16 protein-coding genes are annotated in these 16,460 nt (G+C 36.3%); 7 read left to right on the top strand and 9 right to left on the bottom strand.

All coding sequences use genetic code 11. The features are described from left to right. Window positions 1-28: 28 nt before the first annotated feature. From KF896_07545 to KF896_07510, 8 genes are all read right to left on the bottom strand, one after another. Window positions 29-379 (bottom strand): flagellar protein FliS, encoded by a 351-nt coding sequence (locus tag KF896_07545; protein MBX3043554.1) that lies wholly within the window; start codon window positions 377-379, stop codon window positions 29-31. Window positions 380-585: 206 nt separating this feature from the next. After that, window positions 586-1,545 carry a flagellin gene (locus KF896_07540; protein ID MBX3043553.1) on the bottom strand — a complete coding sequence of 320 codons (960 nt, stop codon included), beginning with the start codon at window positions 1,543-1,545 and terminating at the stop codon, window positions 586-588. Window positions 1,546-1,657: 112 nt separating this feature from the next. Further along, a complete protein-coding gene (locus KF896_07535; GenBank protein ID MBX3043552.1) occupies window positions 1,658-2,245 on the bottom strand; it encodes a hypothetical protein in 588 nt (195 codons plus the stop codon). Further along, a complete protein-coding gene (locus tag KF896_07530) occupies window positions 2,242-3,615 on the bottom strand; it encodes a hypothetical protein (protein ID MBX3043551.1) in 1,374 nt (457 codons plus the stop codon). The genes KF896_07535 and KF896_07530 overlap by 4 nt, the downstream gene beginning before the upstream one ends. Then, entirely contained in the window at window positions 3,615-4,277 is a 663-nt protein-coding gene (locus KF896_07525; GenBank protein ID MBX3043550.1) for a fumarylacetoacetate hydrolase family protein, read from the bottom strand. Before KF896_07525 ends, KF896_07530 begins: the two co-directional genes overlap by 1 nt. 43 nt (window positions 4,278-4,320) lie before the next feature. After that, window positions 4,321-6,552 (bottom strand): PBP1A family penicillin-binding protein, encoded by a 2,232-nt coding sequence (locus KF896_07520; GenBank protein ID MBX3043549.1) that lies wholly within the window; start codon window positions 6,550-6,552, stop codon window positions 4,321-4,323. Window positions 6,553-6,705: 153 nt separating this feature from the next. Beyond that, complete coding sequence (locus tag KF896_07515; GenBank protein ID MBX3043548.1) at window positions 6,706-7,590, bottom strand: DMT family transporter; 885 nt, start codon at window positions 7,588-7,590, stop codon at window positions 6,706-6,708. Window positions 7,591-7,594: 4 nt separating this feature from the next. Further along, window positions 7,595-8,638 (bottom strand): ABC transporter ATP-binding protein, encoded by a 1,044-nt coding sequence (locus tag KF896_07510; protein MBX3043547.1) that lies wholly within the window; start codon window positions 8,636-8,638, stop codon window positions 7,595-7,597. A 114-nt stretch (window positions 8,639-8,752) separates the two neighbouring features. Here KF896_07510 and KF896_07505 point away from each other — a divergent pair, with 114 nt between their 5' ends. The 3 genes from KF896_07505 to KF896_07495 all read left to right on the top strand — a co-directional run bounded on the left by KF896_07505 (window position 8,753) and on the right by KF896_07495 (window position 10,951). After that, a complete protein-coding gene (locus KF896_07505; GenBank protein MBX3043546.1) occupies window positions 8,753-9,802 on the top strand; it encodes a formylglycine-generating enzyme family protein in 1,050 nt (349 codons plus the stop codon). 143 nt (window positions 9,803-9,945) lie between these two features. Beyond that, window positions 9,946-10,248 (top strand): winged helix-turn-helix transcriptional regulator, encoded by a 303-nt coding sequence (locus KF896_07500; GenBank protein MBX3043545.1) that lies wholly within the window; start codon window positions 9,946-9,948, stop codon window positions 10,246-10,248. A gap of 16 nt (window positions 10,249-10,264) precedes the next feature. Continuing rightward, entirely contained in the window at window positions 10,265-10,951 is a 687-nt protein-coding gene (locus KF896_07495) for a 1-acyl-sn-glycerol-3-phosphate acyltransferase (protein ID MBX3043544.1), read from the top strand. A gap of 4 nt (window positions 10,952-10,955) precedes the next feature. On the opposite strand, the gene glf is transcribed toward KF896_07495, so the two are convergent. Continuing rightward, entirely contained in the window at window positions 10,956-12,083 is a 1,128-nt protein-coding gene (gene glf / locus KF896_07490; GenBank protein ID MBX3043543.1) for a UDP-galactopyranose mutase, read from the bottom strand. A 256-nt stretch (window positions 12,084-12,339) separates the two neighbouring features. Between glf and KF896_07485 the strand changes: the two genes are divergently transcribed. The 4 genes from KF896_07485 to fusA all read left to right on the top strand — a co-directional run bounded on the left by KF896_07485 (window position 12,340) and on the right by fusA (window position 16,459). Next, a complete protein-coding gene (locus KF896_07485; GenBank protein MBX3043542.1) occupies window positions 12,340-13,215 on the top strand; it encodes a hypothetical protein in 876 nt (291 codons plus the stop codon). Between the two features lie 246 nt (window positions 13,216-13,461). Continuing rightward, window positions 13,462-13,875, top strand: a complete 414-nt coding sequence (gene rpsL / locus KF896_07480; GenBank protein ID MBX3043541.1) for a 30S ribosomal protein S12 — start codon at window positions 13,462-13,464, stop codon at window positions 13,873-13,875. 17 nt (window positions 13,876-13,892) lie between these two features. Further along, a complete protein-coding gene (gene rpsG / locus KF896_07475; GenBank protein ID MBX3043540.1) occupies window positions 13,893-14,360 on the top strand; it encodes a 30S ribosomal protein S7 in 468 nt (155 codons plus the stop codon). 44 nt (window positions 14,361-14,404) lie between these two features. Further along, window positions 14,405-16,459 (top strand): elongation factor G, encoded by a 2,055-nt coding sequence (gene fusA / locus KF896_07470; GenBank protein ID MBX3043539.1) that lies wholly within the window; start codon window positions 14,405-14,407, stop codon window positions 16,457-16,459. Window position 16,460: the final 1 nt, after the last annotated feature.

Here is a 16,460-nt window from a genome sequence, read left to right as displayed (position 1 = left end):
TTTTCTCCTCTACATATATCTCAAATAATTATTCGAGATTAAAAGCTGTTGCCCATGAAACACGCAACTCTTTAATAATCGTATAAGCTTCATCGAATTTTTTCTGCATCACACATCTTTGGCAGTATTCGTACAAGCGATAAAGTCTTGTTGCCACTTCTTCGTATTCAAAATTCAGCGAGCTCATTAATTCGACAAGAACACGATTCATTTTGGACGAATCTTGCTTACGGGCACTGACAAGGAATAAGTCATACATCTTGAGGATAATTTTTTCCTTGCTCCATGAAAGAACTTCCTGTTCTAAATAAGCCGGAACTTTACCTTTTTCACCACCGTAAACTTTAGAAGCTGCTAACTTTTGTGCTACATTTGACATATTGATTTCCTGAAAAATTATTTTGTACTTTACTTTAATATCGTCAGCTTAACAAATATCTTTAGCATATTTTTGACAATTATTTTTAAAATATAAAATAAGCAAAACACCCTTTATATGTCAACAAAGCAAGGCGGCGGTATAACCGCCACCCTGCGTAAATTATTTCATCATCCTTGAAGATTCCTGAATCTTCCTTGTTACTCTTATCTAAAGAGCTGGAGGAAATTCTGAGGATTCTGATTCGCCTGAGTCAATGACACCAATGATGCCTGTTGTAAGAACTGTGATTTGATAAGTTCTAACTGTTCTTCTGCAACGTCTGCATCTTCAATTCTTGAAATCGCAGCATTATAGTTTGTAATCTGTGAAGTCAAAAGACTTTCCTGAGATGTCAAACGAGCATCAATACCACCAATATAAGATGCTACTTTATTCACATTGTTGATAGCAGTAGATAAACTCTGCAGGGTTGTTGCAATGTTTGCTTCACTAAATATATCAAGATCGTCTGATGCAACTCCATCCAAGTCAGCTAAGTTTAAACCTTCAACAGCTGCAAAATTTGATACACCAGAATCTGATGTTGAATTCAAATTAAATTCACCAGTTGCTATACCATCTCCAACTATATTGAAATCATCAGTATTAGTTTCTTTAAGATTCACGTCAATATTCAATAGACTATTATCTGCTTTAAACCCGATATTCCAAGAACCAGAGAATGTACCGTCAAGAAGTTCACGACCACCAAATACAGTCGAGTCAACAATAGTTTGAATCTGTTCTGCAAGACGGAAAGCACCTTTTGCAAGAGCCACTTTTTCGTCAGTACCAAGTGCACCAGAAGCAGCATTTGAAGCAAGCTGTTTGATATCATTCAAAAGGTTCTGAATGTTGTCAAGTGAATCCTGAACGATTGCAGTCACGTTCTTGGCTTCACCAACTGACTTAAGAGCTGATTTAAGTGATGTGTTACGAGCCTGTAAGGCACGTGAAGTGATATAACCTGCAACGTCATCTGACGCAGAGTTGATTCTCTTACCTGTTGACAGTCTCAACTGGCGAAGTGCAATGTTATCATTAGATGCTTTTAATGCGTTGTAAGCATTTTCAGCAGGCGTGTTTGTGCGGATTCTTGATCCACCGGATATAGCCGTAGCCATAATAAACCTCCATGTAAAGTTAAATTAATTATTGCCGGGCATCCTGCCGATTGATATTTTTTCATCCACTTATTCATATCGTCTTACTTGAAGAAAACTTTAGGATTTTTTTTCAAAAACCTAAAATTATTTCTGCAGGTGTTTTTAAAACTCTGTCAAAGTACATTCCGCTAAAATAAATTTCGCTTTGTTTATCTGCTGAAATCAACATATATTCAGTAGCGGGTAGTCTGCTCTTAATTTTAATATCGGAACAATTATGCCGAAAGTTTAATATATTTCCTACATTTCTGAAATTTATATATGCAGTTTTACCAAAAGTGAGCTTTGTATCCTTATCTTCCAATATCAATTTATCATCTTCCCTGACTTCAGTGCCACTTTTAGAGATAGTGATTTTCAGCCCTTTTTCTGGATCAAATTTATTTTCAATATTTCTCAAATAGAAGTCAATCTTATCTCCTGTCCTGACTTCGTAATTAAAATGAATATCCAGTTGTGTTACTCTTTGACATTTAAGTGCTATAGCGCCATCTTTGAGAGAGAAGCTGTTATCATTAATTTGCTTGAAAGAATCCAAATCACCAAGTATTGTTCCAATTACCCGATACTGGTCATGGCGATTGAGTGTGAATTTATCAGGGTGACATCCGGAAAAGAGTATTGAAATAAGAGACAATGTTATCAAATATTTAATCATTTGTTATACCTCAATTCATGAGGATAAAATATCCTGTCAAGTAATCCAAAATTAAGTCCAAGATAAAAATTTGAAAAGTTTTTTGTAATTCCATAATCGCCAATTAATCCGGCTGGAAGGTTGATAGTTGTAGAACCGCTTGCATATCCGGCAATAAGACCGAAATTTATTGATTCACTTATAACGAGATTTAACTTGATACCGGTATTAATCATAGATGAAGGGAAATAACTGATTTCTAAGAATGGTTCGGCAGATAGCTCGTCATGGGCAAGAACGAACCAATAGCCGGCTCTGATTGGCAATATGCCAATTCCCCAGGATTCTCTGCCCAAAATCATCATATTCAGAAGTGAAGTGCCGAGAAAAATCTTGTTATTTTTATGGGGTATGGCAAGATATGAATTAGCAAGTTTAAACTGAAATCCGGTAAAAATTTCATTATCGGTAATTGAATTTACTGAACTGCCTCTCAGAAATGCAAATTGAACCAATCCAATATTCCATGATGAATGTTCGTGGTCTTTCCATTCTGTCTCTGTTTCACGAACTAAATTATGAAAATCTAAAAATGATATTCCTATTCCAAAATATGGAAACACCGAGGTTATTCCTTCATTTCGGTTCTGAAAATCATTATTGCGAATTTGTGGGGAGTATGTTGGGTTATATCCTGCTGCAAGTCCTAGATAAGCTCGTAGATTTAATCCACCAATTGAACCAAATTCAATACTACCTGAAATATTTGTATAAAGTGAAGGATAAAAGCCAAACCCTATTGATGGAGTAATTGACAGATATGGTATCTCTTCGCTGATGTAGTACCTCTTTCTAAGATAAACAGGCAGAACACTAAATAGCATATTCTCACCACGTGCATCAGGTAATAAAAATTCTAATCCGTGAGTGCCGAGAGTCCAGTTTTTTGAATCCCGAAACCACCTCAAGCGATGTTCAAAAATTCCAATTCTGTAGATTCCACCAGTGAAAATGGAATTTGAATTTCCACGGTATGTATCTGTTACTTTATCCAAATCAGGAAAAATGCCCAATAAACCGGTTCCAATTCCAAAATCACTGTTTCCGCCTATTGTTCCAACACTTTCAAAAAAGCCGAATCTGATAAAATCGGGATAGAATCTTTCGACAATTGAGTCAAGTTGCATTAACTCCCGTTCAGGCATTACGACTTTAGATGATGGATAAATAACACCATTATCGCGATTGCCCGGATTATTGCGAACATGATAAGTGAAAATTGTATCTTTATCGGTTATTGTATACACATCCTGCTCCGTTCGTGTCAGAGAGCCACAGGACGAAATTAAAATCACAAATAATAATGATAATATGATAAAAATTATTTTCATCAAACAACTCCAACCGATAATTCTACATAACCTGAAAGCTCAGCTTTTATAATATCTCCTTTCCTTATCTGTCCAACACCTTCGGGAGTTCCGGTGAATATGACGTCACCTTTTCTTAGTGAAAAAACTTTGGAAATATATTGAATCAATTCAGCTACCGTACGTTCCATTTCTTTAGTACTACCTGACTGTTTAAGTTCATCATTGACCCATAATTTCAAATCGAAATATGGTACTTCATTTTCAAAACGGCTCTGTGGAATAAATCCGGAAACAGGAGCTGAGGTATAAAAACCTTTTGCAACAGACCAGGGTTTTCCCTCTTCTTTTGCTTTTTTCTGTAAATCTCTGAGTGTAACATCAATCCCGACAGCATATCCACCAATATACTTATGTGCATCCTCAGGCAAAATATTATGGCAGTCATTTCCAATTAAGACCACAAGCTCAACTTCATAATGAACATTTTCTGAAAAATCAGGAAGAACAACATTTTCCCCACTTTGAATATAAGCAGCTGGCGGTTTGATAAATATCACAGGTTCAGGCGATACACTTGAACCCATCTCGGCTGCATGTTTTGAGTAATTTTGACCTATACAATAAATAGTACCAACTTCAATATCACTCTCTCCCTGAATTGAATATTTTTTGTAGCTCATGCATAACTCTCATTTATTCATTATAAAATTATCAATTACAAAATTATCTTAACGGTAAAGGCGGCAGTATAATCTCTTTAGGGAGAATTCTTGGGACCGTGTCTTCGATTTTTTGACGTAGTTGCGGGTCACTATTCAACTGCATTTCAGTTACAGGATAGGGAACTGCATTCCAGGTCAGACTGTCATCTTTTTTAGTATAACTGAACATTCTTTGCTTGTATGGTAAAGTCATATCAGAATAAATCTTGTCCATGAGAATCCCCCAAATCGGTGCAGCAGAGCGACCACCATATCCATCAGAACCTAAAACATCGAATGTTACTCTTTTATCATCAAAACCCAGCCAAACACCGCACACAAGCTGTGGTGTGAAACCAACAAACCAAGCATCAGCGGCATCGTTTGTTGTACCTGTTTTTCCGGCAGCCTGTATATCCTTAAATCGTGACCTTATAGCTCTCGATGCTGTGCCTGCATCAACAACTCTTTGCATCATGAAAATCATCTGAGCCGCAATTTCCGGTTGCATTGCTTCAGTCATATTTACAAATTTACGTTTTTCGCGTATTAAAGTGCCGTGTTTGTCGTAAATTGTTGAAATATAATAAGGTGGAACATAAATCCCGTTATTTGCAAAAGTTCCGTAGGCAGATGTCAGCTCAAGAGGATCTAAATCACCGCCTGCTCCTAATGACAAAGCAGGTACTCCTGCTAACACAGATTGAATACCCATCTTTCGGGAAAGATTGACGACATCTCTTGGATTAGTAACTTCAGTAATTAATCTTGCAGAGACTGTATTTATCGAAATTCTTAAAGCGTTTAAAAGACTTGTTTTTTCACCGGTTTCACAATTTCCGGTGCCCTTTGGCTCCCATACTTCACCTGTTTGGAGCAAATAAGAAAATGGTCCGCATTCAATCATAGATTCCGGGGTCATTCCTTTTTGCAGGGCGCTTGCATATACAAACGGTTTAAAAGCAGAACCGGGTTGTCTTTTAATTTGGAAAGCATGGTTTAAAGAATATTTGGATTCTCTGTGTTCCTGCATAAATTTTGGTGAAGCGCCAACCATCGCGAGTAAAGAGCCATTTGTGGGGTCAATTACCACGAGTCCTACCTGAATTGTAATAGCTGCATTTTTAACAGAATCAATAAATTTTTTATCAGCTCTTAATTGTTGGTCTAATGATTTTTTACCTTCTTTATCAGCAGCTCTGTAATCTGCTCTTCCTGTGATAGCTTTTTTAAGTAAATCATCCAGTAATGTTTTTTGTCTGCTCCAATTCCATTTTTTGTCGAATAATTGCTGAAGTTCCTTCAAATGCTCTGCAACAGCTTCGTTGGCGTGTCTTTGAATTCTCGAATCAAGTGTAGTATGAATTATTAAACCATCGCGATAAAGATTGTAATCAAGCATCGAATTGTCACGCGAAATATCCTGCCTAATCATCTCTACATAATGAGGTGCAATCAGCTCACCCATAAATCTTCGTTTCTTCTTATCTGCACCTTTTTCCTGCTTAAATACAGTTAGAGGCGATTTAATCGCTTCCGTGTATTGACCGGCTGTGATATATTCCTGGTCATACATTAATTTCAATACAAGGTTGCGTCTCGAAATTGCTTTTTCAGGCTTTTTAAAAGGGTTGTAACTTTCCGGTGCTTTTAGTAATCCTACAAGAAGAGCACATTCAGGGAGAATGAGCTCAGAAGGGTCTTTATCAAAATAAACCTGAGAAGCGACCTGAATTCCATAAGCGCTGCTTCCAAAATATACTGTATTTGAGTACATCTCAAGAATTTCTTTTTTGGTATATGTCTTTTCAATTTGTAATGATAGAAACGCTTCCCGAATTTTTCTGTCCCAAGATACAGCATGGCTCAAAAACAAATTTCGTGAAAGCTGCATCGTAAGTGTACTGGCTCCTTCTTTATCGCCTAATACGTTCTTTATGGCGGCATTTATTACCCTACCGGTATGAACTCCCCAGTGTGTCCAGAATTTTCTGTCTTCAGTAGCTACAAGAGCTTTTATAAAATTATCGGGAATGCTGTCATAAGTCAGATTTACACGCCGTTCATTAAAAAAATGATCTAATAATTTGCCATCCGAACTGTAGATTCTTGTTGCTAAATTTGTTTGAGGATTCTCGAGCTGCTCAAGTCCCGGCATTCCGTAAGAAACAATATTATTGGTATATAAGGCAATACCGAGAGTTATCAGTATTGTTAATATACAAAGCAATATAAGCAGGTGTATAGGTTTCATTCAAATTTTATATTTATCAAATATTTTCTTAATTATACTTTATTTAAGAAACCTAAAATAATAAAATTTATTTTAATAGCCGAAATACATTCCAAAAAAATGAAATTATTATATGATTTTAATTCTTAGAAATTTTTTAAATATCACAAATATTTATAAAAACAGCATAGAAACACCTGCAACTGTTATGAATGCACCGGCTATTGATATAAATGTCAATTTTTCCTTGTAAAAATACCATGTAAGCGGCAAAACTATAACAGGTACTGTTGACATCAATGTTGCGGCAATACCGATTTTAGTATTTGTCAGAGCCACGAAGCTGAGGGATATACCCAAATATGGTCCTATAATCGAACCTAAAATCACAAGATTAAATGTTTTTCTTTCTTTGAAATACAGCTTAATTGGGTTTTTATATTTTTTAAATAATATACCTAATGGCAACATCACAATCGCAGCTGATGCAATTCTTACAAATGTAGCTGTCAGACTGTGAATATCACCGTAACTATAGGCTCCTTTGGCAAAAATCAGTCCGATAGCCTGACCCGCAGCTCCGAGAAGTGCATACATAAGCCCTTTTCGAGTAGTCTTGAATTTATTTTCTGCATTCGGTTTCTCCATTACAACAACAGCAATTCCGGTTAGAGTAACCAGCACACCTGTGATTGCTAATACTTCCATTACTTCACCAAGGAAAAAGTATGCAAGTATGGCAGCTATTGCAGGATTAATTGAATAAATAAGCATAGTAACCCGCGGACCAATTTCCTGAAATGACTTGAAAAGAAATGTATCTCCAAGCACAAGACCGATAAAGCCACTGATTGTCAAAAATAGTATTTGATTTAAATTTACTGTAAAATCAATTGAAAAAGCAAAAATTGTTATCAGTAAAAATATTGCGGCGAGAATCATACGGTCAATATTCAGCTGGATGGCTCCAATTCTGAAAGCCACAGTTGTAAAAACTATTGAAATACCTGCCCAGAATATTGCGGCTGCAAGTGCGGAAATTTCACCTATAAACGGCATTATATTATAACCTTATTCCTTGATAGTCAAAAAAGTGTAAAGCACCACGGTCTAACTTAATCTTAATTTCTTCGCCTGCTTTAAATTTTCTTTTTATATCTTGTCTGATACAGAAATCAGTTCTTCCTGTAGTTGCATAAATCAACTGCTCATAACCTAAGAATTCATATCGTTTGACAGTAGAACAAATATCTTCATCATTAGCTACTATACTGATATTCTCCGGTCTTATCCCAAATGAGTAAATATCTTCATGTATTTCATGACCGACATTGATTATATTCTCATCAATTTCAAAACCAAGGGGATGGTGTCTGACTTTGAAAAAATTCATCTGAGGACTACCTAAAAACCCGGCGACGAAAATGTTTTCAGGACGATTGTAAACTTCGTCTGGGGTGCCGTATTGCATAATTTTACCATTATTCATCACAGCAATTTTAGTACCCATTGTCATAGCTTCCACTTGGTCGTGTGTCACATAGACAGATGTTGTGCCTGCTTTTTCGTGTAGATTAACAATTTCATTACGCATTTGAATTCTTAGTTTAGCATCAAGATTTGAAAGTGGCTCATCGAAAAGAAATACATTCGGCTTTCTTATAAGCGCCCTTCCGAGTGCAACTCTCTGACGTTGACCGCCCGAAAGCTGCTTAGGCTTACGTTTGAGAAGTTCGTCAAGACCGGTAAGATGAGCAATTTCTATGACTCTTGCTTCAATTTCCTTTTTCGGAATCTTTATTATTCTTAGTGGAAAAGCAAGGTTATCATAAACTGTCAGATGCGGATACAAGGCATAATTTTGGAATACCATACCAATATTTCGCTTTCCTGGCTCCAGGTCGTTTATTTTCTTTTCATCAAAAAACAGCTCTCCTGAAGTAATTTCTTCAAGTCCGGCTATCATTCTTAAAATAGTTGATTTCCCGCAACCTGATGGTCCTACAAGTACGAGAAAATCACCGGAATCTGCGGAAATACTCACATCATCTACTGCTCTTGTACCTTTTTGATACTCTTTAACTATATTTTTTAAATCTATTTTCAAATTCAACCTTAAAAGAAATTCAAAATTAATAAATTTAATGCTAATAACATCTAAATACTTTTCATTATATTTGTAAATTGTTTAATTTGAAAATTAAAATTTCTTTTTAAAATCATGAGATACAGAATAATTATATTACTTTTAGTAATTTTTGCTTTATCGGCTTGCCATAAAGATAATCCCGTCATTCCTTCAGGCGATACAGAAATACTATCACTTAATTCCGATTCACTGGCTTATGGTGATACTCTAATCATTAAAGGTAAATTCTTTGGTTCATCTATGCCCGGGAAAAGATTGATATTTGATTCATTAGTTTCGGTAAATTCAAATGAATGCCTGCTTTGGCATAATTCAGAAATTCATCTTGTAATTCCTAACGGCACTCGCTCAGGAATGGCGTATCTTTATTTTGATACTTTAGCTATAGACAGTACTTATATAGGAATAAGTAAAGTTCCTTTTTTTGATGTTGTCGAAGTTAAAGCCGGAAAATTCACACGTGGCTCAAATGTTTCATCTTTAAATGAAATGCCTGCCCGGGAAATTGCAATATCAAGTGATTTCTATATCAGCAAATACGAAGTTAATCAGAGAGTTTATCAGGCAGTAACAGGTAGTAATCCTTCAAATGTTAAAGATATTCGTTTACCGGTTGATAGTATAAGCTGGCTTGCCGCAGTTGAATTCTGTAATAAGCTTTCTGCAATGCACAACCTTGAATCAGTATATACCGTTACAGGTATTGATGTAACTATGGATACAGCTAAAACCGGATGGCGTCTGCCTACTGAAGCAGAATGGGAATATGCATGCAGAGCCGGAACTCAAGGTGATTTCGCCGGAAGCGGAATTTTGAACGAGATGGCTTGGTATTCTGAAAATTCAGGAATGAAAATGCATCCGGGTGGCAGAAAAAAAGCTAACGACTTTGGAATTTACGATATGCACGGCAATGTTTGGGAATGGTGCTGGGATTTCTACGGTGGACAATATTACAGTACATCACCTGATGTCAACCCATTGGGTCCTGCCACAGGCAACAGCAGAGTGATGCGTGGCGGTTCATGGAGCGATGGGATGAATTTTGCTAGGTCATCTAACAGGTCACTTCCATTGCAAATTGGCTCAAATACCGGAATTAGAATTATTAGAAAAAAGTAATATTGCCACTCATATCTTGTCAAAAGATACAAAATTATGAAAATAAGAATCTGTAAGCATATAATTTTGATAAATAATTTTATTAAGAAACTATTATTTATTAATTTTGCGATACTATGGAACGACTAATTGAAATAATTTATATGGATGATGAGAATAAATTCCTGACCGATTCTGAAATTGAGCACGTAGCTCAAAGATTCAAGATATTGTCGGAAGGTTCGAGATTGAAAATACTTCGCTCGCTTTTCGACGGAGAGAAATCAGTATCCGAAATCATCGAAAGAACCGGCTTACTTCAGGCGAATGTATCAAAGCAGCTCAGGATTCTGCAAAATAATGGTATAGTTAACTGCAGACCCGAAGGACTTATGAGATACTATAAGCTAACTGATTTCACAGTTCAAAAAATATGTCATGCAGTTTGCGGAAGATTAGAATATTAGTTTATTTAATAAAATATTGTCTTTTCTTAAATCAGTTTATGTTGCATACATATCTCTTGTTTACTCAATAATTGCTGCTTTTGCTATTTTGTTATTTGGCAAAAAAATCTTTTATCCGATTGCAAGACATTGGGCAATGCATCTGCTCTACGCCTCAGGGGTTAAACTTAAAATCTCGGGTAAAGATAAAATATCCAAAGATGAAAGTTATATCTTTGTAGCAAATCATAGTAGTCTCATTGATATTCCTGCTTTACTTGCAGCAATTGATATTAATTTCAGAATAATTTACAAAAAAGAGCTGGAGAAAATACCTGTATTTGGTTGGGGGCTCAAATTGTCACCCTTTATTGGTATCAAACGAGAAAGCGGAAGAGATTCAATGTCAGGTCTTGAAACTGCTGTAGAATCCGTCAGGTGTGGCGATTCAGTTGTAATTTTTCCGGAAGGCACCCGGTCTAAGGATGGTAAATTAGGTGAATTCAAGCGTGGAGCATTCCTTCTCGCTTCAAGAAGTGGCAAAAAGATTGTACCTGTAACTGTTAACGGCTCTGCAAAAGTATTGCCTAACAAAAAATTACTCATCATAAGTGGTGACATTAGCATCAATATTTCTGACCCGATTACTTACAATGGGTCAAATAAAGCCGATGAGATGGAACTGATGAAACAAGTCCACGATATAATTAATTCTAAACTGTAATCTACTATCTTGATTTAGCAATTTTCTTTTCAAAAAGCTGAAGCGCAACTCCGGCAATCTGATCCATATTGTAATATTTATAATCAGCAAGTCTGCCTACAAAATATACGGAACCATCTAATTTATCTGCTTCAGCTTTATATTTTGCGAAAAGCTCATTATTGTCGGGGCGGGGAATTGGATAATAAGGGTCATTTACTCCCGGAATATATGCCTGAGGATATTCGAAAGCTACGCTTGATTTAAGATGCTTTTGCTGTGATAAATGTTTGAATTCGGTTATTCGCGTGTAGTCATAATTATTGGGATAATTTACCTGACCGACTTCCTGATATTGCTCAGTATCAAATGTCTTAATGTCAAAATTCAGACTTCTGTATGGAAGCTCACCGAACATATTGTCGAAATAATAATCAAGTGGTCCTGTGTAAATCAGCTTATCGAATTTAATATATTCCACAGCTTCGCGATAATCTGTTTTTAGCAAAATTCGGATATTTGGATGTGAAATTATTCGTTTGAACATTTCGGTATAGCCGTTTTTTGGCAGTGCTTGATAAGTATCCTGAAAATATCTGTCATCTCGTGAAATATAAACAGGTACTCGGGAAGTAACATTATAATCGAGCTCTTCCGGCTTTAAATTCCACTGCTTGACTGTGTATCCGTAAAATACATTTTTATATATATACTCAGCCAAAAACCGCAATTCCTCATCTTCGACCTCTTTCATTTTCAGGATTGGGATTTTAATTCCGTATCCATACCTTTCAATTAGCTTGGTTTCAAGTTTTTCTGCATATTTTTGTGGAAAAAGGGCATAGATAGAATTTAAGTTGAACGGAACAGGTACACGTTTTCCTTCGACTATTGCCTGAACATAATGGTTGTATGTGTTCCATTCAGTAAATTCAGAGAGGTAATCCCAAACTTTTTTTGATGAAGTATGGAAAATATGGGGACCGTACTTATGAACAAGCACTCCGTCATTGTTATAGTAATCATAAGCATTTCCGGCGATATGGTCACGCTTGTCAACGATTAAAACCTTTTTATCCAGTTGGGTTGCGATTCTTTCTGCAAGAATGCTACCCGCATAACCTGCACCTACAATCAAATAGTCGAATTTCATAAAATATTCAATTTATTGAGCATAATTTTATATAAACAAACAAATTGGTAATTTATTATTTTACAATTGAGAAATTGTTTAGATTGCGGGTTAGTAAATGAATTTACATTACATATCAACAATGCAGTTGCTAACTATTATCATCATTGAGTAATTGCTGATTAATAGATAATCCGGCAAAAACAAATTGTATTGAATATATAGATAATAATTGTATTTTTGAAAAACTATTATTACGAAATTATCTGACAAATGGATGTTAGTAATCAGAATATTATATGTAATCAGTGTGTTTGTGCTACTTGTTTCGTGCACGGCTGAAAATATGATAGTGCATAATGCTGAGGTGAAATCCCGTGCGGCATATTTACCTGTTCATATTACAAAACCCTGTGATACAAGCAGGGTTGATGCTTCAATTGGAATTTCTCATAACAAAAATAAAAATTTTCAATTAATACCTGATGAAAGACTTGAAAAGGGTGAGGTAACAATTGTAAATACTATTATTGATGCACATTTTGATTATAAGGTTGATAATAAGATTGGAATTTTCGCAGGTTTTGATGGTGGTTTGACAGATGGAAAAATTTTATTTGGAAGTATGTTGGGAATTGGTCATATCGAAAAGTATGATAATTTTGCAATTCGTTATGATGTAGGAGCCGGATTTGATTTCAGGCATATTGATGCTGATTTCTCATACAACTTTAAATGGCTTATGGGAGAAGGCAGATTATATGACAGTACGCGTGGAAGTTCGTTTGCTTGGAATTATTTTGGATCTGTTACATTTAATACAGTACGGCGGGATAATTATCCGACTCTCTTTTTAAGAATTGCTTACGTTAATCAAAGTTTGTTTAAGGTAACAACCTGGGATAATCTTGCTTATGAAAGCGAAGGAATCAGAAATCACAATCTGCTGATAAGCGGAGGAGTATCAATAGACCTGTCTCCATCATATTATCTTGTGATTGGAGGAAATTATATTTATACTTTTGCTAATAAATATACTAACTCTGTAAATAATATTTTACCTTTTATACGTATTAACTATACATTCAATGTTAATGACCGTGCAAAAAATGAGATTCAACCACAGAAAAGAAAAAAATATTATAAAAGGTAATATTAGTTTTCAAAAGATAATATAAAAATTTTTTTAAAAAATACTTAATTCAGGTAATTACCGTCCAAAGTGTAATATTTACTTATAAAAAGCCATATTCTTGATATTTTAAAAAAGAAGTTAAAATATTTTTGAAAAAAATCAAAAAAAGTTGAAAAATAATTTGGCAGATTCGGAAAACTTTATTACTTTTGTAAGCTCTATCACCGTAAAGTGTAAGAAAAATATAATTTTTGGAGATTTAAAGTGCCAACTATCAGTCAGTTAGTCCGTAAGGGCAGAAAAAAGTTAGTAGAAAAGAGTAAGTCAGCGGCTCTGAATTCATGCCCTCAAAGAAGAGGTGTATGTACCAGAGTATATACCACTACTCCTAAGAAGCCTAACTCAGCTCTCAGAAAAGTTGCCCGTGTAAGGCTTACATCTGGTTTTGAGGTAACGGCATATATTCCTGGAGAAGGTCATAACCTACAGGAGCACTCAATTGTATATGTACGCGGTGGCAGAGTGAAAGATTTGCCGGGTGTAAGATATCACATCGTACGTGGAACCGCCGATACTCAGGGTGTTGACGGAAGACGTCAGGGTAGATCAAAATATGGTTCAAAGCGTCCTAAACCGGGACAAGCTACAGGACCTGCTGCAAAAGGTAAAAAGAAATAATTAAATAAAATACAGCAATGAGAAAAAGAAGAGCAGAAAAAAGACCGGTTGTTTTAGATCCGATATACAATGATTACGTTGTAGCTAAGTTCGTAAACAACATTATGTTTGAGGGCAGAAAGAATGTCGCCCGCACAATTATATACGATGCGTTTGATATAGTTAAAGAAAAGACTAATGAAGATCCGGTAGAGGTTTTCAAAAAAGCGATATCAAATGTTGCTCCCCTGGTAGAAGTTCGTTCCCGCCGTGTTGGTGGTGCTACTTATCAGGTGCCCGTTGATGTACGCGAAGAAAGACGTCTTGCTCTTGCTATTCGCTGGATAAAAAATTATGCAAAGGCTCGCCGTGACAAAAAAATGTCTCAGAGACTTGCTGCAGAATTTATGGCTGCCTCCAAAGGTGAGGGTTCGGCTGTAAAGAAACGTGAAGATACCCATAAAATGGCAGAAGCTAATAAAGCCTTTGCACATTTTAAATGGTAAGTGATTTTAGAATGTTCTTTGTAAATTTGTAAACCTGACTTGAGATGACTCGTCAAGTTGACATATCGAAATTTCGCAACATCGGCATTATGGCTCACATAGACGCTGGTAAAACGACTACTACAGAAAGAATTTTGTATTATTCGGGTTACCTTCATAAAATGGGAGCGGTTGATGACGGTACTGCTTTTATGGATTACATGGAGCAGGAAAAAGAAAGAGGGATTACGATAATGTCTGCGGCAACAACCTGTATGTGGAATGACTATCAAATTAATTTGATAGATACTCCCGGTCATGTTGATTTTACCGCCGAAGTGCAGCGTTCACTTCGTGTACTTGATGGAGCTATCGCATTGTTTTGCGGAGTGGGCGGCGTTGAACCACAATCGGAAACAGTTTGGCATCAGGCAGATCAGTATCGTGTTCCAAGAATTGCATTCGTCAATAAAATGGATAGAACCGGTGCTGATTTTGAGAGAGTTCTCGAAACCATGAGAACCCGTCTCAAAGCTAAACCTGTTGCTGTACAGTTCCCTATGGGCGCCGAAGACAGATTCGAAGGCGTGGTGGATTTAATTAAAATGAAATCCTTGCGCTTTGATATCGAAACACTCGGCTTGGAATACGCTGAATATGAAATTCCTGCGGCTTTTGTCGAAAAAGCTGAGGAATATCGTTCCTATTTGCTGGAAGCTCTGGCAGATATAGAAGATAATATTTTGGAAAAGTTCCTTGCTGGCGAAGAGATATCTGAATCCGAAATCATGGCGGCTGTAAGACGTGGTACAATTGAGCAAAAATTTGTACCCGTACTTTGTGGCTCTTCCCTAAAAAATGTTGGTGTCCAGCCTTTAATGGATGCTATCATACAATACCTCCCATCACCACTCGAAGTAGAGTATTTCCCCGGTTATGATGTTAAGGATACCGAAAAACTGATTTCTCGCAAACCTGATGACAGCGAGCCTTTTTCAGCCCTTGCCTTCAAATTAATAACCGATCCGTTTATAGGTAAACTCACTTTTATCAGAATTTATTCCGGCTGTTTGAAAGTTGGCAGCAGTGTCAGCAATACTTCAGCTGAAAAGAAAGAAAAAATTCTGAAAATTATGAAAATTTATGCTAACAAACGTGAAGAAATACAGGAAGCTTACGCCGGAGATATTGTTACTATTCCCGGTTTAAAGTTTACCCGAACCGGTGATACTCTTTGTGAAACAAATCAACCACTTTTATATGAAAAAATCAGTTTTACCGAACCGGTAATTAATCAGGCTATAGAAGTCAAATCAATCGCCGATCAGGATAAACTGCTTGAAACATTACAAAAACTCAGCGATGAAGATCCTACTTTCAGGTTCACAGCTGATGCAGAAAGTGGTCAGACAATTATTAGCGGTGTTGGTGAACTTCATCTTGAAATTATTGTGGACAGACTTAACCGGGAGTTCAAAATACCTTCAAAAGTTGGAAAACCACAAGTATCTTACCGTGAAACAGTGTCAGCAAAAGCGATAGAAGTAGGAGAGTTCGAGAGACAAATGGCTAATAAGAATCAGTACGGACATGTAAAAATTGAAGTAATGCCTGCTGATAGAAATGAAGGTCTTGTCGTTGAGAATATGCTCAGAAAATCGAAGATTCCCGAAAATCTTGTTACTGCTTTAGAGCAAGGTGTTCGAGAAGCTTTGAATGTAGGACCCTCAGGGTATCCTATGATAGATGTCAAAGTCAGGATTTTAGAAAGTAATTATATCGAAGATGTAACTACAGAAATAGGCTCAAAAATAGCTGCTTCCACAGCTGTTAAGGACGCTTGCCGGAAGGCTATACCGATAATGCTTGAACCTGTTTTTAAAGTGGATATTACTTCGCCGGATGAATATGTAGGCGATATAATTGCAGATATCAGCTCGAGAAGAGGCAGAGTTGAAGGTATCGAAAGTGTTCTTTCTATGCAGCTTGTAAAAGCGATAGCGCCTCTTTCGGAATTGTTTGGATATGTAACTCAGTTGCGTTCCAAAAGTCAGGGCAGAGCAGTTTTCACAATGACATTTTCTCATTATGAACCTGCTGTAATCAAAAGTTTGTATTAAT

The sequence above is a fragment of the Ignavibacteriota bacterium genome (assembly GCA_019637995.1).
GTDB lineage: Bacteria > Bacteroidota > Ignavibacteria > Kapaibacteriales > UBA2268 > JANJTB01.
This window is presented reverse-complemented; position numbering and strand designations above follow the sequence as displayed.